The sequence below is a fragment of the Microbacterium sp. CFBP9034 genome (assembly GCF_034045255.1).
Lineage (GTDB): Bacteria > Actinomycetota > Actinomycetes > Actinomycetales > Microbacteriaceae > Microbacterium.
The window spans coordinates 1009885-1027905 of record NZ_JAXCWC010000002.1 but is presented as its reverse complement, the minus strand read 5'-3'; the positions used below and the strand labels follow the sequence as shown (position 1 = coordinate 1027905).

At 71.7% G+C, this 18021-nt stretch carries 12 protein-coding genes and 2 pseudogenes; 11 read left to right on the top strand and 3 right to left on the bottom strand.

Translation table 11 applies throughout. The features are described from left to right. Positions 1-34: 34 nt before the first annotated feature. Together hrpA and SOM19_RS16040 are read left to right on the top strand one after the other, a co-directional pair. Positions 35-3970: an ATP-dependent RNA helicase HrpA gene (gene hrpA, locus SOM19_RS16045; protein ID WP_414683661.1), complete on the top strand. Its 3936-nt coding sequence runs from the start codon at positions 35-37 to the stop codon at positions 3968-3970. Positions 3971-3999: 29 nt separating this feature from the next. After that, positions 4000-4941, top strand: a complete 942-nt coding sequence (locus SOM19_RS16040; RefSeq protein ID WP_320487586.1) for a quinone oxidoreductase family protein — start codon at positions 4000-4002, stop codon at positions 4939-4941. A 20-nt stretch (positions 4942-4961) separates the two neighbouring features. Here the strand turns inward: SOM19_RS16040 and SOM19_RS16035 are convergent, their stop codons facing one another. Next, positions 4962-5807 (bottom strand): sulfurtransferase, encoded by an 846-nt coding sequence (locus tag SOM19_RS16035; RefSeq protein ID WP_320487585.1) that lies wholly within the window; start codon positions 5805-5807, stop codon positions 4962-4964. A gap of 104 nt (positions 5808-5911) precedes the next feature. Between SOM19_RS16035 and SOM19_RS16030 the strand changes: the two genes are divergently transcribed. The 4 genes and pseudogenes from SOM19_RS16030 to SOM19_RS17045 all read left to right on the top strand — a co-directional run bounded on the left by SOM19_RS16030 (position 5912) and on the right by SOM19_RS17045 (position 9632). Then, on the top strand, positions 5912-7300 hold the full coding sequence (locus SOM19_RS16030) for an O-acetylhomoserine aminocarboxypropyltransferase/cysteine synthase family protein (RefSeq protein WP_414683660.1): 1389 nt from the start codon (positions 5912-5914) through the stop codon (positions 7298-7300). Between the two features lie 36 nt (positions 7301-7336). Next, a complete protein-coding gene (locus tag SOM19_RS16025) occupies positions 7337-8335 on the top strand; it encodes a Gfo/Idh/MocA family protein (protein WP_320487583.1) in 999 nt (332 codons plus the stop codon). 1 nt (position 8336) lies between these two features. Further along, positions 8337-8901 (top strand): annotated as a pseudogene (locus SOM19_RS17050) (NYN domain-containing protein); the annotation flags it as partial. A gap of 2 nt (positions 8902-8903) precedes the next feature. Then, entirely contained in the window at positions 8904-9632 is a 729-nt protein-coding gene (locus SOM19_RS17045) for an OST-HTH/LOTUS domain-containing protein (protein WP_414683666.1), read from the top strand. A 77-nt stretch (positions 9633-9709) separates the two neighbouring features. On the opposite strand, the gene SOM19_RS16015 is transcribed toward SOM19_RS17045, so the two are convergent. Together SOM19_RS16015 and SOM19_RS16010 are read right to left on the bottom strand one after the other, a co-directional pair. Further along, complete coding sequence (locus SOM19_RS16015; RefSeq protein ID WP_320487581.1) at positions 9710-10516, bottom strand: alpha/beta fold hydrolase; 807 nt, start codon at positions 10514-10516, stop codon at positions 9710-9712. Between the two features lie 3 nt (positions 10517-10519). Next, positions 10520-11905 carry an FAD-binding oxidoreductase gene (locus tag SOM19_RS16010; protein WP_320487580.1) on the bottom strand — a complete coding sequence of 462 codons (1386 nt, stop codon included), beginning with the start codon at positions 11903-11905 and terminating at the stop codon, positions 10520-10522. Positions 11906-12035: 130 nt separating this feature from the next. On the opposite strand from SOM19_RS16010, the gene SOM19_RS16005 reads away from it, so the two are divergent. The 5 genes and pseudogenes from SOM19_RS16005 to SOM19_RS15985 all read left to right on the top strand — a co-directional run bounded on the left by SOM19_RS16005 (position 12036) and on the right by SOM19_RS15985 (position 18001). Next, positions 12036-13403: an MFS transporter gene (locus SOM19_RS16005; protein ID WP_320487579.1), complete on the top strand. Its 1368-nt coding sequence runs from the start codon at positions 12036-12038 to the stop codon at positions 13401-13403. A 128-nt stretch (positions 13404-13531) separates the two neighbouring features. Then, positions 13532-14719 (top strand): ROK family transcriptional regulator, encoded by a 1188-nt coding sequence (locus SOM19_RS16000; protein ID WP_320487578.1) that lies wholly within the window; start codon positions 13532-13534, stop codon positions 14717-14719. 7 nt (positions 14720-14726) lie between these two features. Next, on the top strand, positions 14727-15809 hold the full coding sequence (locus SOM19_RS15995) for a sugar ABC transporter substrate-binding protein (RefSeq protein WP_320487577.1): 1083 nt from the start codon (positions 14727-14729) through the stop codon (positions 15807-15809). Between the two features lie 111 nt (positions 15810-15920). Further along, positions 15921-16754 (top strand): annotated as a pseudogene (locus SOM19_RS15990) (ATP-binding cassette domain-containing protein); the annotation flags it as partial. Further along, positions 16751-18001, top strand: coding sequence for a sugar ABC transporter permease (locus SOM19_RS15985; protein WP_320487575.1), 1251 nt, complete (start codon positions 16751-16753; stop codon positions 17999-18001). The pseudogene SOM19_RS15990 and the gene SOM19_RS15985, both read left to right, overlap by 4 nt. The last annotated feature ends 20 nt before the right edge of the window (positions 18002-18021 follow it).

The following is an 18021-nucleotide window of genomic DNA, read 5'->3' as shown; positions in this document are numbered from 1 at the left end:
CTCTCGGACCGCCGCCGTCATACGATGGAGGGCTATGTCTGCGACCGAACCCGTGATCTCCTACCCGCCGGAGCTGCCCGTCAGCGCCGCGCGGGAGGAGATCTCCCGTGCCATCCGCGACCACCAGGTGGTGATCGTGGCGGGGGCGACCGGCTCGGGCAAGACGACGCAGCTTCCGAAGATCTGCCTCGAGCTCGGCCGCACCCGCATCGCGCACACCCAGCCGCGACGCATCGCCGCGCGCACGATCGCCGAGCGCGTCGCGGAGGAGCTGCAGGTGCCCCTCGGGTCGACCGTCGGCTACCGGGTGCGCTTCACCGACAAGGTGTCCGAAGACACCCGGATCGCGCTGATGACGGACGGCATCCTGCTCAACGAGATCCATCGCGACCGGCTGCTGCGGCGCTACGACACGATCATCGTCGACGAGGCGCACGAGCGGTCGCTCAACGTCGACTTCCTCATCGGCTACCTCAAGCGCGTGCTGCCCCAGCGCCCCGACCTCAAGGTCGTCATCACGAGCGCGACCATCGACCCGGAGAGCTTCGCGAAGCATTTCGCGGATCGCGACGGCACGCCGGCGCCGATCATCGAGGTCTCGGGCCGGACGTTCCCGGTCGAGGTGCGCTACCGCCCTCCCGTCCCGCCCGCCGGCGATCGCGCCGAGGCGGACGACGTCGACGGCATCACCGCCGCGCTGCGCGAGCTCGACCGCGAGCCGGCGGGCGACGTGCTGGTCTTCCTGCCGGGCGAAGCGGAGATCCGCGATGCGACGGATGCCGTTCGCGGAATGTATGCCAAGGACACCTCCCCGACAGAGGTGCTCCCCCTTTACGGGCGGCTGAGCGCGGCCGAGCAGCACCGCGTGTTCGAGCGGTCCTCGGTGGCGGGCGTGCGCCGCCGGGTGATCCTCGCGACCAACGTCGCCGAGACGAGCCTCACCGTGCCCGGCATCCGCTACGTGATCGACACGGGCACCGCCCGCATCTCCCGCTACAGCCACCGCACGAAGATCCAGCAGCTGCCCATCGAGGCGATCTCGCAAGCCTCGGCGCAGCAGCGCTCGGGGCGCGCCGGGCGCACCAGCCCCGGCGTCGCCATCCGCCTCTATGCGGAGGAGGACTTCGCGACCCGCGACGAGTTCACCGAGCCGGAGATCCTCCGCACCAGCCTGGCATCGGTCATCCTGCAGACGCTGACCCTCGGCTTCGGCGATATCGCGTCGTTCCCGTTCCTGATGCCGCCCGACTCCCGCGGCGTGAAGGCGGCGTTCGATCTCCTCGTCGAGCTCGGCGCGGTGCGCACCGGCGCGGACTCGGGAGCCGGGTCCGGCCGCGGGCCTGCGCTCACCGACATCGGGCGCGAGATCGCGCGACTGCCGATCGACCCGCGGTTCGCGCGCATGCTCATCGAAGCGCGGCGTGCCGGCGTGCTCCGCGACCTGCTCGTGATCGTGGCCGGCCTGTCGATCCAGGATGTGCGTGAGCGACCCGAGGAGCGACGCGAGGAGGCCGATCGCCTGCACGCGCGCTTCACCGATCCGACCAGCGACTTCCTCAGCCTGCTGAACCTGTGGAACCACCTGCAGGAGAAGCAGGCCGAGCTCGGATCGAGCGCGTTCCGGCGGCTCTGCCGCCAGGAGCACCTCAACTACGTCCGCGTGCGGGAGTGGGCGGACGTGCACCGCCAGCTCAGCACGATCGTGGGGGCCTCGCGCAAGGGATCGGCCGGCTCGACCGCCGACCCCGATGACATCCACCGCGCGATCCTGTCGGGACTGCTGTCGCAGCTGGGCATCCTCGACGACCGCACGCCGCCGAAGACGGCCCAGCGCGGGCGCCCGGCGAACGACCGGGCCGAGACGCGGCGATCGGCCGAGTACCTGGGCGCGCGCGGCACGCGGTTCGCGATCTTCCCCGGCTCGGGCCTCAAGAAGAAGCGGCCCACGGCCGTCATGGCGGCCGAGGTGGTCGAGACGTCGCGACTCTTCGCCCGCACGGTCGCCGCGATCGATCCCGCGTGGGCCGAGCCCCTTGCCGGCGATCTCGCGAAGCGCCAGCTCAGCGAGCCGCACTGGTCGAAGGACGCCGGCGCGGCATCCGCCTACGAGAAGGTGACGCTGTACGGCGTCGAGATCATCCCCCGCCGCCGGGTGCAGCTCGCCCGGTTCGACCGGCCGTTCGCGCGCGAGCTGTTCCTGCGCCACGCGCTGGTCGAGGGCGAATGGGACTCCACGGTGCTCGACAAGCGCCTGACCGCGTTCGAGCGACGCAACCTCGAGCTGCGCCGTCGGCTCGAGAAGGTGGAGGAGCGCGAACGCCGCCGCGACATCCTCGTCGGCGACGAGGCTGTGTACCGGTTCTACGACGCGCGTCTCCCGCGCGACGTGTTCGACCTGCGGTCCTTCGAGGCCTGGTGGCGGGATGCCTCGCAGCGCACCCCCCGACTGCTCGACATGACCGAGGCCGACCTCGTCGACGAGGCGTCGCGCGGTGACGAGCGGGACTTCCCGGCCCGCTGGCAGCAGTCGGACCAGGTGCTCTCGCTCGCGTACCGGTTCGAGCCGGGCGCCGCCGACGACGGCGTGACGGCGATCGTGCCCCTCGCCCTTCTCGCGCAGCTGCAGCCCGTCGGCTTCGACTGGCAGGTGCCCGGCATGCGCGACGAGCTCATCACCGCGCTGCTGCGCTCGCTGCCGAAGGCCATCCGCCGTCATGTGGTTCCCGCGGCGGACTGGGCGGCGACGCTCGCCGGCGAACTCGCCGGGCAGGGTCCGGAGTCGCACGCGGGGGTTCCTCCGACCGGGCTGCGGGAGGCGCTGGCCGCCCGCATCCAGCGGGTCGCGAGCCAGCCCGTCACCGCGGCGGACTTCGACATGGATCGGGTGCCGCCGCACCTGCAGATCTCTTTCCGCGCCGTCGACGAGCGCGGCCGCGCGGTGGGGTCCGACCGCGATCTCACGGCGCTCCAGCGTCGCCTTGCGACCCGCGCTCGCGACTCGGTCGCCAAGTCGGTGGCCCGCGCCCAGTCCGGCCCGTCACGCACCTCCCCCGCACATGCCCCCGCCTCCGCCGCCCCCGCCGCCGACGGACGCGCCGCGTTCGTGGAGCGGACGGGCCTCACCGAGTGGTCGTTCGGCGACCTCCCCGACGTCGTCGACACGCGGGTGGCCGGCGGCGTCGTGCGCGGCTACCCCGCGCTCGTGGACGAGGGCGCCTCGATCGCGCTGCGCGTCGAGACCACCCCGGAGGCCGCGGCGGCGTCGACCCGGGCGGGCGTCCGCCGCCTGGTGCTGCTGTCGGTCCCCTCTCCCTCGACGTATGTGCTCGACCACCTGACCTCGCCGGAGAAGCTCGCCCTGGCCGCGTCGCCCTATGCCTCGGCCCGGGCGCTCGTGGAGGACTGCCGCGTCGCGGTGGCGGATGCCGTGATCGACCGGGTGGCACCGGGCGGCGTCGTGCGCACGCGCGCCGGCTTCGACGCCGTCCGCGACGCGGTGTCGGCCGTCGTGGTCGACGAACTCTTCCAGACCGTGTCGCTCACCGCGCGCATCCTGACGGCCGGTCGGGAGGTGGAGCGCGCACTGCGCTCGCAGAACTCGCTCACGCTCCTCGGTGCGCTGAACGACGTCAAGGGCCAGCTCGCCGGGCTGGTCTTCCCCGGATTCGTCTCGCGCATCGGCACCGCGCGGCTCGCACACCTCCCCCGGTATCTGCGCGGTGCGCTCGAGCGTGTCAACGCTCTCTCCGACAATCCGGGGCGCGACCGCCAGCGCATGAGCGAGTTCGAGCGCGCGGCGGTGGTCTTCGCCGACGCGGGCGGGGTCGTCCCGGTTCCGGCCGACGCATCGCCGGCGCTGGCCCGCACGCGGTGGCTGCTCGAGGAGTACCGCGTGAGCCTGTTTGCGCAGCAGCTGGGCACGGCCGAGCCGGTGTCGCTGCAGCGCATCCAGAAGGCGCTGCGGGAATAGCCGGAGACGCCCGGAGGGTTGCGACTGCCATGACCAGTGCCATCGTCTACACCGAGTTCGGCGGACCAGAGGTGCTCCACCTCATCGACGTGCCCGACCCCGTCCCCGCCGAAGGGGAGGTCGCGATCCGCGTCGAGGCGGGGGGCGTCAACCCCATCGAATGGAAGCTGCGTCAGGGCCTGCGCGCCTCCGACCCGATCGTCGAGCCGCGGCGCGTCGGAACCGACGGCGCCGGCGTCGTCACCGCGGTCGGTGAGGGGGTGGACGGCTTCCGCCCCGGCGACGCCGTCGCGTTCTCCGGAGCCACGGGCTCCTACGCCACCGATCTTGTCGTCGCAGCTCACCGCGTCCACTCCCGTCCCCCGCAGGTCGACGCCGCGGTGGGCGCCGGGCTCGGCATCCCCGTCGGCACGGCCTACCAGACGCTGCGCTCGCTGTCGGTCGGTCCCGGCGACACCCTGCTGTTCCACGGCGGATCGGGCGCCGTCGGACAGGCCGCGATCCAGCTCGCGGTGCTGTGGGGGGCGACCGTCATCGCGACGTCATCGCCGCGACGCGCGGAGACCGTCCGCGCGCTCGGCGGGATCCCGGTGGCCTACGGCGACGGACTCGCCGACCGCGTGCGTGCGCTCGCCCCGTGGGGCATCACCGCGGCGATCGACGCCGCCGGCACCGACGAGGCGCTGCAGACCTCGATCGAGCTCGTCGACGACAAGACCCGCATCGCCACCCTCGTGCGAGGACGGGATGCCGCATCCCTCGGAATCCGCGCCTTCTCCGGCGGCTCCCCCGCGCCGCTGACCGCGCAGCAGCAGGCCTGGCGCGGCGAGGCGGTGCCGGTCGTGCTCGCACTCATCGCCGCGGGGCGGTTCACCGTCGAGCTCGGACCCTCGTTCCCGCTGGCCGAGGCATCCGAAGCCCACCGTCTCGTGGCGGACGGCGTCGACGGCAAGGTGACCCTGGTCCCGTAGCGGCGGCGAGCGGGACGCCCTCAGCCCGGAGCGCCAGGCTCCGCACCGGTCGCGACCGGCCGGCCCGGGGTGTTGGACCATGCGCTCCACGACCCGGGGTACACCGTGACCTCGAGGCCGGCGAGTGCGCCGGCGAGCGCGGTGTGGGCCGCGGTGATACCCGAACCGCAGTACGCGGCCACCGGCACGTCGGGGGTCGCCCCGACCTCGGCGAACGCCGCGCGCAGGGCTGCGGCATCCCGGAATCTCCCGGCCTCGAGCACGGCCGCCGCCGGCAGGTTGCGTGCGCCCGGGATGTGCCCCGCCCGGGGGTCGAGCGGCTCGACGTCGCCGCGATAGCGCTCGGGAGCGCGGGAGTCCAGGAGCACGCCGGCGGCGGGCCACTGCGCGGCGCCGTCGGTGGTCAGCACGCCGTCCAGAATCGGCTTCAGCGTGACGGCCCCCGGCTCGGGCACGACATCATCCGTCTCGAGCGGGTGACCCGCGTCCGTCCAGGCGCGGAATCCCCCGTCCAGCACGCGGACGTCGGCGACGCCGCTGCGGCGCAGCAGCCACCATGCCCTGGCGGCGGCGAGCGAGTTCCAGTCGTCGTAGACCACGACGACATCGCCGTCGTCGAGTCCCCACCGCCGGGCCGCCGCCTGCAGCGTCTCGAGGGAGGGAAGCGGATGACGGCCGTCCTCAGGTGCGTGGTGGCTCGCGAGCTCGCGGTCGAGGTCGACCCAGACGGCACCGGGGATGTGCCCCGCGAGGTAGTCCGGATGCCCGTCCGGGCGGTCCAGCCGCCACCGGACGTCGAGCACCGCGACACGCGGAGCGGAGTCTCGGAGGGCGGCGAGCTGAGCGGGGGTGACGAGCAGCGGCATGCTCCCATCCTCGCCCGTGCCGGGGGCCGACGCACGCAGATGCGGCACCGGGCGGTGCAACAGTTCGACACACGGCGGGCGGGGCGGGGCATCCGCCCTCGACAATGGGACGCATGTCACACGAGCCTGTTGCTTCCCCGGCCCCGCGCTCGTTCGCGACCTCGCAGGTGCAGGCGGGGTTCGACTCCGGCATCGCCGAGAACACCGCCGTCCCGTCGATCCACCAGTCCAACGCCTTCGAGTTCCGCTCGCTCACCGAGGCGCGCGACCTGTTCGCGCTGCGCCGCGACGGCAACATCTACAGCCGCGCCGCGAACCCGACGGTTCTCGTGTTCGAGAAGCGCGTCGCCGAGCTCGAAGGCGGCGTCGCCGCAGCCGGTGTCGCGTCCGGGCAGGCCGCGGTCGCCCTCGCGCTGCTCGCCCTCGCCAAGCAGGGCGAGCACATCGTCGCCGCGCGCCAGCTGTACGGCGGCACGGTCGACCTCCTCCAGGACACCCTCGCCGACTGGGGCATCGAGGTCACCTTCGTCGATCAGGACGACACGGATGCCTGGGCCGCCGCCGTGCGACCCACCACGCGCGCCTTCTTCGCGGAGTCGATCACGAATCCGATCGCCCAGGTGCTCGATGTCCGCACGGTCGCCGACATCGCCCACCGGGCGGGCGTGCCACTCGTGGTCGACGCGACCGTCGCGACGCCGTACCTGCAGCGCGTCAAGGACCTCGGCGCCGACATCACGGTGCACTCCGCAACCAAGTTCCTCGGCGGACATGGTACGTCGCTCGGCGGCGTCATCGTCGACCTCGGGACATTCGACTTCACCGCCGAGCCCGATCGCTGGCCGCAGTTGACGAAGACGTACCCTCGGGTGCCGAGCGGCAGCCTCGTCGAGCGGTTCGGCGCGACCGGCTCCCCGTACATCGCACTGGTGAAGACGAAGTACGTGCACGACCTCGGGCCCTCGCTGTCGGCATTCAACGCCTTCCAGCTGCTGCAGGGCATCGAGACGCTCGACCTGCGGATCGCGCGTCACTCGGCGAGCGCTCTCGAGGTCGCACGGTTCCTCGAGGCCCACGACGCCGTCACCGCCGTGCACCACCCCGGACTGGAGTCCAGCCCGTGGCACGGGCGCGCACAGGAGTACCTCCCGCGGGGGGCGAGTTCAGTGTTCGCGTTCGATCTGCCCGGGAGCGGAGATCCGGAGACCGACTTCGCTCTCGTGGAGTCGTTCATCGAGCGCCTCGGCCTGGTCAAGCTCGTCGCGAACATCGGCGACGCCCGGAGCCTCGTCGCCCACCCCGCCTCGATGACGCACAGCCACCTGAGCGCGGCCCAGCTGGCCGAGGCCGGAATCTCGTGGACGACCGTGCGCCTGTCGATCGGCCTCGAGGATCCGAGCGACATCATCGCCGATCTCGGGCAGGCGCTCGCGGGCGTCGTGCCCGCCACGGCCGCCGAGCCCGAGTTCGCAGTGAGCGGCGCACGAGCCTGAGCCGCGAGTGAGGCGTCCGGTCGGTACGCTCGGGGAATGACCCCTCCTTCTTCCCCCGGCCTGCGCTGGGGCATCCTCGGCCCCGGCGGCATCGCCCGGGCCTTCGCGTCCGATCTCCGCACCGCCGGACTCGACCTCGTGGCCGTCGGCTCCCGAAGCCTGGATAGCGCCTCCGCCTTCGCGACGGAGTTCGGTGCCGCGCGGGCCCACGGCTCGTACGAGGAGCTCGTGTCCGACCCCGAGGTCGACATCGTCTACATCGCGACGCCGCATCCGTTCCACGCGGAGCAGGCGATCCTCGCCCTCGAGCACGGCAAGCACGTGCTCGTCGAGAAGCCGTTCACCCTCACCGCGGACGAGGCGGCCGCCGTCCGCGCCGTCGCCGCCGAACGCGGGCTCCTCGCGATGGAGGCCATGTGGACGCGGTACCTGCCGCACATGGTCCGCATCCGCGAGATCGTCGCCGCCGGCACGCTCGGCGAAGTCCGTCTGGTGACGGCCGACCACACCCAGCTGATCTCGAGCGACCCGTCGCACCGCCTCAACGCGCTCGAGCTCGGAGGCGGCGCACTGCTCGATCTGGGGATCTACCCGATCTCCTTCGCCTGGGACATCCTGGGCGAGCCGCTGTCGATCACGGCGGCAGCCCGGCTCGGCGAGACCGGCGCCGACAGCGAGGTCGCCACGATCATGTCGCACGTCTCCGGAGCGCTCTCGACCTCCATCTCGGCCTCACGCTCCGCCGGCCCCAACACCGCGCACGTGATCGGCACCGACGCCCGCATCGACATCGACAGCGTCTGGTACAACGCCACCTCGTTCCGCGTCATCACCGCCGACGGCACCGTGCTCGAGGAGTACGCCTCCGACATCCAGGGCCGCGGAATGCAGTACCAGGCGATCGCCGCCGAGCGCTACATCGCCGCGGGACTCACCGACAGCGAGATCCTCCCCATCGACGAGACCGTCGCCATCATGGAGTCCCTCGACGAGATCCGCGTCATGATCGGCGTGCGCTACCCCGGAGAGGACTGACATGCCCGACATCCAGAACCCCCGCGTGGCGGTGTACCTCGATTTCGACAACATCGTCATGTCCTGGTACGACCGCGTGCACGGACGCAACTCGTACTCGCGCGATCGCCAGCGCATCGCCGAGACTCCCAGCGATCCCGAGATCGCCGAGCGTCTCTCGGCGGCCACGATCGACGTCGGCGCCATCATCGACTTCGCCGCGTCCTTCGGCACCCTCGTGCTCACGCGCGCCTACGCCGACTGGTCGTCGCCGGTCAACGCGATCTACCGGTCGCAGCTCGTGGCCCGCGCGGTGGACCTCGTGCAGCTCTTCCCCGCTGCCGCCTATGCGAAGAACGGGGCGGACATCCGCCTGGCGGTGGACACCGTCGAGGACATGTTCCGGCTCCCCGACCTCACCCACGTCGTGATCGTGGCCGGCGACTCGGACTACGTCCCGCTCGCCCAGCGCTGCAAGCGGCTCGGCCGGTACGTGGTCGGTGTCGGCGTCGCCGGCTCCACCGCGAAGTCGCTCGCCGCCGCGTGCGACGAGTTCGAGGCGTACGACTCGCTGCCCGGAGTCCCCCGGGTGGTGCGCGAGCCGGCGAGGGCGACGAGGACCGCCGACAAGTCGGCCGAGCCGGCGTCGGACAAGGCACGCGAGAAGGCTCCGGCGAAGGCCGGATCGCGCACCCGATCGACCAAGGCGAAGGACGCAGCCGCCGCCGCTGCGGTCGCCGACGGTGAGACTGCGGTCGAGGCACCCGCTGCCGCCGCTGCTCCGCGTTCGGGAGGCCGACGCGGCACGAAGGCCGCGGCGCCGACGGAGGCCGCGGTTCCCACGGATGCCGTGGAGACGACCGCGCTCGAGATCGTCGCGCCGGCTGAGGTCGCCGGGGCGCCGACGACCACCGCCGACGTCGAGGCGTCGCTCAACGAGGCGCTCGTGGCTGCCGCTCCCCCGAAGCGCACCAACCGGCGCGTCTCGTCGAAGAGTCTGGCGGCGAGCGCTGAAGCTCCCCCTGCGGAACCGGAACCGCAGCCCGAGCCCGAGCAGCCCGCCGAGGAGCCGGCCGAGGATCCGCAAGACACCGCGACCCGCCTGCTCGAGCGCGCGCTGCGCCTGGGCCACGATAAGAACGACGACTCCGAGTGGCTGCACAGCTCGGCGGTCAAGACGCACATGCGGCGCATGGACCCGTCGTTCAGCGAGAAGGCCCTCGGCTACCGGTCGTTCAACGACTTCGTCAAGGCCCGTGAGTCGATCGCGGAACTCGAGGAATCCGGCCACGAGAGGCTGGTGCGGCTGCGCGAGTAGCAGCGCTGCCCCCTCGCGCAGGATCGTCAGTCGGCTCGGCCGAGGAGCTCCAGCCTGGAGGTCCTCGGCCGATGTCGTCAGCCGGCTCGCCCGAGGAACTCCCGCATGGCCGCGTTGAACGCCTTCGGCTGCTCGATGTTCGCGGCGTGCCCGTCATTGTCGATCACGACGGACTCGCCGCGCGCGGCGAGCGATGCGGCCGCGGCGGCGTGCGAGCTCGGCCAGAATTCGCTCTCCGCTCCGGCGACGAACAGGATCGGCACCTCGGTCGCCGCGATGACCGGCCGCCAGTCCGCCTTGGCGTGGTCGTTCAGCAGCGCCAGCTCTCCCGGCGTGAGGTCGCGCTCGGCGCCCTTCATCGCCTTGAGCAGCCTGATGAGACGCATGCCCCGGCGCGCGAGCGGCGTGCCCATTCCTGTGTCGGGGATGCGCTCGGCGAAGTACGTGTCGATGTTGCTCTCGTCGTAGCCGTAGAACCCGTGCGTCCACTCGGCGGTGCCGAGCATCTTCGGGGTCTGGTCGACGATCACGATGGCTCCGACGCGGTCGGCGCCGTACTGCGCGAGGTACGACCAGACGGTGTTGCCGCCCATCGAGCCGCCGACGAGAACCGCATCGTGCAGGTCGAGAGCCGTCATGACGTCACGCAGGTCGCGGCCGCGACGGGCCATGTCGACCCCCGATGCCGGCCGCTCACTCATGCCGTGACCGCGCAGGTCGACGGCGAGCACCCGGTAGCCCGCATCCGCCAGCGGGCCCGTCTGGTACAGCCAGCTCGTGGCGGCGGCCTTGAATCCGGCGAGCAGGACGACGGGCCGACCGCCCGGGGCTCCACTCTCGGTGTAGTCGAGACGGACGCCGTCGTCGGCGGTGAGGGAGGGCATGGATCAGGCTCCGTTCGGGAAGGCTTTGCCGGGATTGAGGAGGCTCCGGGGGTCGAGGGCGTCCTTGATCGCGCGGTGCAGTCCGAGGACCACCGGGCTCAGCTCCTCGGCCGCGCCGGGAAGCTTCAGCAGGCCGACGCCGTGCTCGCCGGTGACCGTGCCGCCGAGGGCCCGGCAGTCGGCGACGATGCGATCGAACGCGACCTTGGCTCGGGCCTTGGCGTCGTCATCGCCCTCCGGCGCGATGATGAGGGGGTGCAGGTTGCCGTCGCCGGCGTGCGCGATGTTGGCGATCACGACGCCCGCCTCTGCGGCGACGGCCTCGATGCGCGCGAGCATCTCGGGCACGGCCGACCGCGGTACGCAGACGTCTTCGGTGAGCACGGGGCCGAGTCGCTCGAGCGCCGGGTAGGCGAGCCGCCGGGCCGCGAACAGCCGATCGACCTCGTCGGGATCGGACGCCCGCTCCACCCGCGCACCCCCGGCAGCGCGGAACAGCGCCTCGATCGCCGCGGCGAGCTCCTCGCCGCGCGCGCCGGTCTCGTCGACCTTCGCCAGCAGCAGCGCGTTCGCCTCCTCGGGGAGCTCCCACCCCTGCCACTGCGCGACCGCATGGAGGCACGTGCGGTCGATGAGCTCCAGCGCCGAAGGCACGATCCCTGCCGCCGAGACCGCGGCGACGGCTCGGCCGGCGTCGGTCAGCGAGCGGAAGTAGCCGACGATCGCGCGCTCCTCCCGCCCGCCGAGCGGGCGGAGCTTGACGGTCACGTCCACGACGATGCCGAGCGTGCCCTCCGATCCGACGAACAGCCCGGTGAGGTCGTAGCCGGTCACGCCCTTCGCCGTGGTCCGCCCGAGCTTCGCGATCGACCCGTCGGCCAGCACCACCGTGAGCCCGATCACGTAGTCGCGGGTGACGCCGTACTTCACGCAGCAGATCCCCCCGGCGTTCGTGGCGACATTGCCGCCGATGGTGCTGATCGACTGGCTGGCGGGATCGGGGGGATACCAGAGACCGGATGCCGCGACCACGCGCCGCAGGTCGTCGTTGAGCACCCCCGCCTCGGCCACGGCGTAGCGCTCGGCGGCATTGACCTCGGTGACGGCGGTCATGCGCTCGAGGGAGAGGACGAGGCATCCGCTCGTCGCGTTCGCACCGCCCGACAGGCCGGTGCCGGCGCCGCGGGGGACGACGGAGACGCCGTGGGCCGCGGCGATGCGCACGGTCGCGGCGACGTCGTCGATGCCGGACGCGAAGACCACGGCCGCGGGAAGGCCGTAGTCGGCCCACTCGGCGTCGTCGTGGCTGCAGCGGGAGAGCGTCTCGTCGTCGGTGGCGACGGCGGAGGCGGGGAGAGCGGCGCGCAGCGCCTCGACGACGGTGTCCATCGCGTCCGATGCTAACCCCCGACGTGAGGGCTTTCTCACGCGCCCGGTGTTGAAACCTGAATCCGTCGTCAGGTAAGGTTCCCAGCGCGGCGGTCTCGTCGCGTCCGCGCTCCACAAGGAGGTTCAGCGCATGGCATCCGCCACAGCATCCCCCCAGCAGTCGAGTCTTCGCCGCGTCGTCACCGCGTCGATGGCCGGCACCGTCGTCGAGTGGTACGAGTTCTTCCTCTACGCCACCGCAGCGACCCTGGTCTTCAACCAGATCATGTTCCCGCCCTCGGACGACCCCTACACCCCGATCATCGCCGCCCTCGCGACCTACGCGGTCGGGTTCATCGCCCGCCCGCTCGGCGGCATCGTCTTCGGGCACTTCGGCGACAAGTACGGCCGCAAGAAGCTCCTCCAGCTCGCGATCATCCTGGTCGGCGTCGCGACGTTCCTGATGGGATGCCTCCCCACCTACGATCAGATCGGCTACTGGGCCGTCGGGCTCCTGCTCTTCCTCCGCTTCGCGCAGGGCTTCGCCGTCGGCGGCGAGTGGGGCGGCGCCGTGCTCCTGGTCTCGGAGCACTCGCCCGACCGGACCCGCGGCTTCTGGGCATCCTTCCCCCAGGCGGCGGTGCCGCTCGGAAACCTCATCGCGACCATCGTGCTCCTCGTCCTCAGCAACGTGCTGAGCCCCGAGGCGTTCCTGTCCTGGGGCTGGCGGGTCGCCTTCTGGCTGTCGGTCGTCATCGTCGCCGTCGGCTACTACATCCGCACGAGGATCACCGACGCCCCGATCTTCCTCGAGGTGCAGAAGCAGGTCGAGCACGAGAAGCACCTGCGGTACGGCGTGCTCGAGGTGATCAGGCGCTACCCCCGCGGCGTCCTCACCGCGATGGGCCTGCGCTTCGCGGAGAACATCATGTACTACCTGGTCGTGACGTTCTCGATCGTCTACCTCCGCACCGCCCTCGGCATGGACGTCGCCGCCATCCTCGGATACCTCGCGATCGCGCACATCGTCCACATGATCGTGATCCCGCTGATCGGCGGCCTCGCCGACCGGATCGGCCGCAAGCCGGTGTACCTCATCGGCACCGTGCTCGCCGCGACCTGGGGCTTCATCGCGTTCCCGATGTTCGACACCCGGAATCCCGGCGTCGTCATCGCGGCGATCTGCCTCGGCCTCGTCATCCACGCGTTCATGTACGCGCCGCAGCCGGCGATCATGTCGGAGATGTTCCCCACGCGCATGCGCTACTCCGGCGTCTCGCTGGGATACCAGGTCACCTCGATCGTCGCAGGCTCGCTCGCGCCGATCATCGCGACCGCGCTCCTCTCGCAGTACGGCACCTGGCAGCCCGTCGCGATCTACCTCGCCCTCGCCGCGGCGGTGACCCTGGTCGCCGTCCTGTCGATGCGCGAGACCAAGGGCGCCTCGCTGCACGAGCTCGACCGCATCGACGAGGAGAAGCTGGCCGCCGCGCGGACGGCCGATCGCGCCACGGTATGACGGACGACCGGATGCCCCGACCCGGCGACGGGTCGGGGCATCCGGTCCCGTCGTTCCCGGCCCTTGCCGCCAGAGCCTCCGAACGCACGCCCGACCTGGGAAATCCGCCGTCCGGTACAGTGTGGAACGTGGCACGCCGTAATCCCCCGCCGGGGTCGCAGACCTCGCTCCGCGAGGCCAATCGCGCGCGCCTGGTGGAGTCCCTCAAGCGACACGGCCGGCTGACGCAGGTCGAGCTCGCCGGGAGCACGGGCCTCTCCCCCGCCACGGTGTCGAACATCGTCAAGGAGCTGACGGCCTCCGGGCTGCTGCACACGTCGTTCACGTCCCGCAGCGGTCGCCGCGCCACCCTCGTCTCGCTCGCCCGCCAGCTCGGGCTCGTCGCCGGCGTGCACTTCAGCTCGCGGCAGCTGCACATCGCCATCGCCGATGCGACCCGCACGATCATCGCGCAGACCTCGCTCCCGCTCGCTCTCGACCACCGCCTCGACGCCGAGCTCGACCGGCTCAGCCTCCTGCTCGGCGACATGATGGAGTCCCTCGGCGGCGCGCTGTCCGATCTCCTCGCCGTCGGCCTGGCCCTGCCCGCCCCCATCGACCCCCGCACCGGCATGGTGTCCACCCCGGGGCTGCTGCGCGGATGGGAGGGCGTCGATGTCGCGGCGAGCCTCTCCGACCGCATCGGCCGCCCCGTCTACGTCGACAGCGAGGCCAACCTCGGCGGACTCGCCGAGGCCCGCGAGGGCAACGGCCGCACCGCCTCGTCGTCGGTCTTCATCCGCGTCGGCCACACGATCAGCGCGGGCCTCATCGTCGGCGGCGACCTGTTCCGCGGCGTCAACGGCAAGGCCGGTCAGATCGGGCACGTCACGATCGACGAGAACGGGCCCATCTGCCGCTGCAGCAACCGCGGATGCCTCGAGACGTATGCCGGCGGACCGGCGCTGCTGTCGCTGTTCCCTCCGGCGGACGGCATGCAGCGGCTGGGCGATCTGCTGCAGGCGGCCGAAGACGGCGACGGAAGCTCGCGCCGCGTGATCGCGGACGCCGGCCGCCACATCGGCATCGCCGCCGCGAGCCTCTGCAATCTGTTCGACCCCGAGCTCATCGTCGTGGGCGGCGAGCTCGCCCAGGCCGGCGAGATCCTGATGGCGCCGATGCGCCACTCGCTCGAGCGCACCGCGCTGTCGAGCGCCGCGGGCCTCCCTGAGATCGTGGAGGCCTCGTTCGGCGAGTGGGCCGAGACCCGCGGGGCGATCGCGATCGCCCTCGAGCATGTGACGGTGGACGCACAAGCACTCCCGTTCTCGGCGTAGATACCCGATGTCGCTCTCCGCGTCGCTTCGACGCCTCCTCCCACGGACCGCTGCAGCGGTCGCCGCGACCGCCCTCGCCGCCGCCGCGCTCACCGCGTGCACGGGACCGGGCGCCGCATCCGGCACCGACGGCACCGTGGCGCTCCTCCTCCCCGACGCGAAGACGGCCCGGTACGAGACGTTCGATCGCCCGTTCTTCGAAGCGCGCATGACCGAGTTGGGCGACTACCGCGTGCTGTACTCCAACGCCGACCAGGACGCCCAGAAGCAGCAGCAGCAGGCGGAGTCCGCGCTCGCGGCGGGCGCGGGCGTGCTCGTGCTCGACCCCGTCGACGTGCAAGCCGCGATCACCATCGTGGCGGCCGCGAACGCGCAGGACGTCCCCGTCATCTCGTACGACCGGCTCGTGGCGGGCGGCGACCTGGCCTACTACGTGTCCTTCGACAACGAGAAGGTCGGCGAGCTGCAGGCCGAGGCGTTCGCCGAGGAGCTCGAGGCGCGCGGTCACGGGCGCGGAGGCATCCTGATGGTCAACGGCTCGCCCACCGACAGCAACGCCACGAGCTTCGCCGAGGGCGCCCACCGCGTGCTCGACGCGACCGACCTCGACGTCCTCGCGGAGTTCGCGACACCGGACTGGAGCCCCGACAAGGCGCAGACCTGGGTGGCCGGCCAGATCGCGCAGTTCGGCGACGACATCGTCGGCGTCTATGCGGCCAACGACGGCACGGCCAGCGGCGCGATCGCGGCGTTCAAGGCGGCGAACGCCGAGGAGCATCCGGTCGTGACGGGTCAGGATGCCGAGCTCTCCGCCATCCAGCGCATTCTCACCGGCGACCAGTACATGACCGTGTACAAGGCGATCCAGCCGCAGGCGGAGCTCGCCGCCGAGGTCGCCGTGGCCCTTCTCAACGGTGACGAGGTGACGGCGCCCATGGAGATCGACGGAACGCCCACCACGCTCCTGGACCCCGTCGCGGTCACCGTCGACAACATCGTGGAGACCGTGGTGGCGGACGGCTTCTGGACGATCGAGGACATCTGCACTCCGGCCTACGCCGATGCGTGCGCGGCGGCGGGCATCGGGTAGGGTCCTGACCTTGGCAGGGAAGAGGACATGACGAGAACGCCGATCACACAGCCGCGAGCCGGGCGCGCCCGCAACCGCGTGCTGACGATGCACGGCATCGGCAAGCACTTCGGCGCCGTCAAGGCGCTGACCGACGTCGAGTTCTGGGTGAACGAGGGCGAGGTCGTCGCACTCGTCGGCGACAACGGCGCGGGCAAGTCGACCCTGGTGAAGGTGCTCGCCGGCGTGCACGCGCCCGACGCGGGGACGATCGACTTCGACGGCGAGCTGGTCGAGATCGAGAGCCCCGCCGACGCGCAGGACCTCGGGATCGCGACGATCTTCCAGGACCTGGCGCTGTGCGACAACCTCGATGTGGTCGCCAACCTGTGGCTGGGCCGCGAGCTCGTCGAGGGCACGACCCTCAACGAGGTCGACATGGAGCAGCGCACCTGGAGCCTGCTGCGCGAGCTCTCGGCGAAGATCCCGTCGGTGCGGATCCCGGTGGCCTCTCTCTCCGGCGGTCAGCGACAGACGGTCGCGATCGCCCGGTCGCTGATCGGCGATCCCCGGATCGTCATCCTCGACGAGCCCACCGCGGCGCTCGGCGTGGCGCAGACCGCCGAGGTGCTGAACCTCATCGAGCGCCTCCGCGAACGTGGGCACGGCGTCATCCTCATCAGTCACAACATGGCCGACGTGATGGCTGTCGCCGACCGCGTCGTCGTGCTGCGGCTCGGGCGCAACAACGGGGTGTACAACGTGGCCGATGTCACGAGCGAGACCCTCATCGCCGCCATCACCGGCGCCGCCGACAACTCGGTCACGCGCCGGGCGGCCGAGCGGCCGGTCGAGCAGCCCGACAGCCTCGCGGACGCTGCACCCGAGCAGCGAGACGCCAAGATCACCCGCATGCCCTCCGGGGGCGCCCGGCGCTCCGACAGCACGGGCAAGCCGCGCGCATGACCGTCGGCAGAGACGAGCGCGCGCTCACGGACGAACTCCCCGACGAGGGGCTGTTCAGCGCCGGCGGCGTCCGCGCAGCCGTGTCGCTGCTGGTGTCCCGGGTCCGCGGCGGCGATCTGGGCTCGCTCCCCGTCGCCGTGGGGCTCGTCGTCATCTGGACCGTGTTCCAGCTCCTCAACCCGGTCTTCCTCTCGAGCGAGAACCTCGTCCTCCTCACGATGCAGTGCGCGGCGATCGGCACGATCGCGCTCGGCGTCGTCCTCCTCCTGCTGCTCGGCGAGATCGACCTGTCCGTCGGCTCGGTGTCGGGACTGGCTGCCGCCGTGCTCGCGGTCTCGTTCGTGCAGCTGCAGTGGCCGCTGATCCTCGCGCTGGCCGCGGCCGTCGCCATCGGCTGTCTCGTCGGCCTGCTCTACGGCTATCTCTTCACCCGCTTCGGCGTGCCGAGCTTCGTCATCACGCTCGCCGGGCTGCTGGGGTTCCTCGGGCTCCAGCTGTGGGTGCTCGGCGACACCGGGTCCATCGCGATCCCCTACGACTCGTGGATCGTCCAGTTCGCGCAGCAGGCGTACCTGCCGCCGTGGGCGTCGTACGCGGTCGTGGTGCTGTCCGTCGGCGCCTTCGCCTGGACGCTGGTGCGACGGGCACGGCGGCGGGCGGCCGCGAACCTCGCGAGCCAGAGCTATCTCGAGATCGGCGTGCGAACGGGCACACTGCTCGTCTTCCTGGTCGCGGCGACCTGGTACCTCAACCTGGACCGCGGCGTCGGGGCCATGTTCCTGCTCTTCCTGGCGCTCGTGGTCGTGATGAACTTCCTGCTGACGCGCACGCGCTGGGGCCGGGCTGTCTACGCCGTCGGCGGGTCGGTCGAGGCGGCGCGGCGAGCCGGGATCCGCGTGGACCGCATCTACCTCTCGGTGTTCATGCTGTGCTCGACCCTGGCCGCGGTGGGCGGCATCCTGGCGGCCGCGCGCCTGGGCTCGGCCAACCAGAGCTCGGGAGCAGGCGACACCAACCTCAACGCCATCGCCGCCGCCGTGATCGGCGGCGCGAGCCTGTTCGGCGGCCGCGGCTCGGCGTTCTCGGCGCTGCTCGGGATCATCGTCATCCAGTCGATCTCCTCCGGCCTGACGCTCCTCAGCTTCGACTCGTCCGTGCAGTTCATGATCACCGGCGTCGTCCTCGTCCTGGCGGTCATCGTCGACTCGATCTCTCGTCGCACCCGGGCTGCCACCGGTCGCGCCTGATCGCGCTCTGTTCATTGGGC

Excerpts from the sequence above, each read along its gene's own strand:
- SOM19_RS16030 (WP_414683660.1), top strand. The coding sequence starts at position 5,912 with ATGGGACGCATGTCACACGAGCCTGTTGCTTCCCCGGCCCCGCGCTCG.
- SOM19_RS16035 (WP_320487585.1), bottom strand. The coding sequence starts at position 5,807 with ATGCCGCTGCTCGTCACCCCCGCTCAGCTCGCCGCCCTCCGAGACTCC.
- hrpA (WP_414683661.1), top strand. The coding sequence starts at position 35 with ATGTCTGCGACCGAACCCGTGATCTCCTACCCGCCGGAGCTGCCCGTC.
- SOM19_RS15995 (WP_320487577.1), top strand. The coding sequence starts at position 14,727 with ATGTCGCTCTCCGCGTCGCTTCGACGCCTCCTCCCACGGACCGCTGCA.
- SOM19_RS16025 (WP_320487583.1), top strand. The coding sequence starts at position 7,337 with ATGACCCCTCCTTCTTCCCCCGGCCTGCGCTGGGGCATCCTCGGCCCC.
- SOM19_RS16015 (WP_320487581.1), bottom strand. The coding sequence starts at position 10,516 with ATGCCCTCCCTCACCGCCGACGACGGCGTCCGTCTCGACTACACCGAG.
- SOM19_RS16010 (WP_320487580.1), bottom strand. The coding sequence starts at position 11,905 with ATGGACACCGTCGTCGAGGCGCTGCGCGCCGCTCTCCCCGCCTCCGCC.
- SOM19_RS16040 (WP_320487586.1), top strand. The coding sequence starts at position 4,000 with ATGACCAGTGCCATCGTCTACACCGAGTTCGGCGGACCAGAGGTGCTC.
- SOM19_RS15985 (WP_320487575.1), top strand. The coding sequence starts at position 16,751 with ATGACCGTCGGCAGAGACGAGCGCGCGCTCACGGACGAACTCCCCGAC.
- SOM19_RS16005 (WP_320487579.1), top strand. The coding sequence starts at position 12,036 with ATGGCATCCGCCACAGCATCCCCCCAGCAGTCGAGTCTTCGCCGCGTC.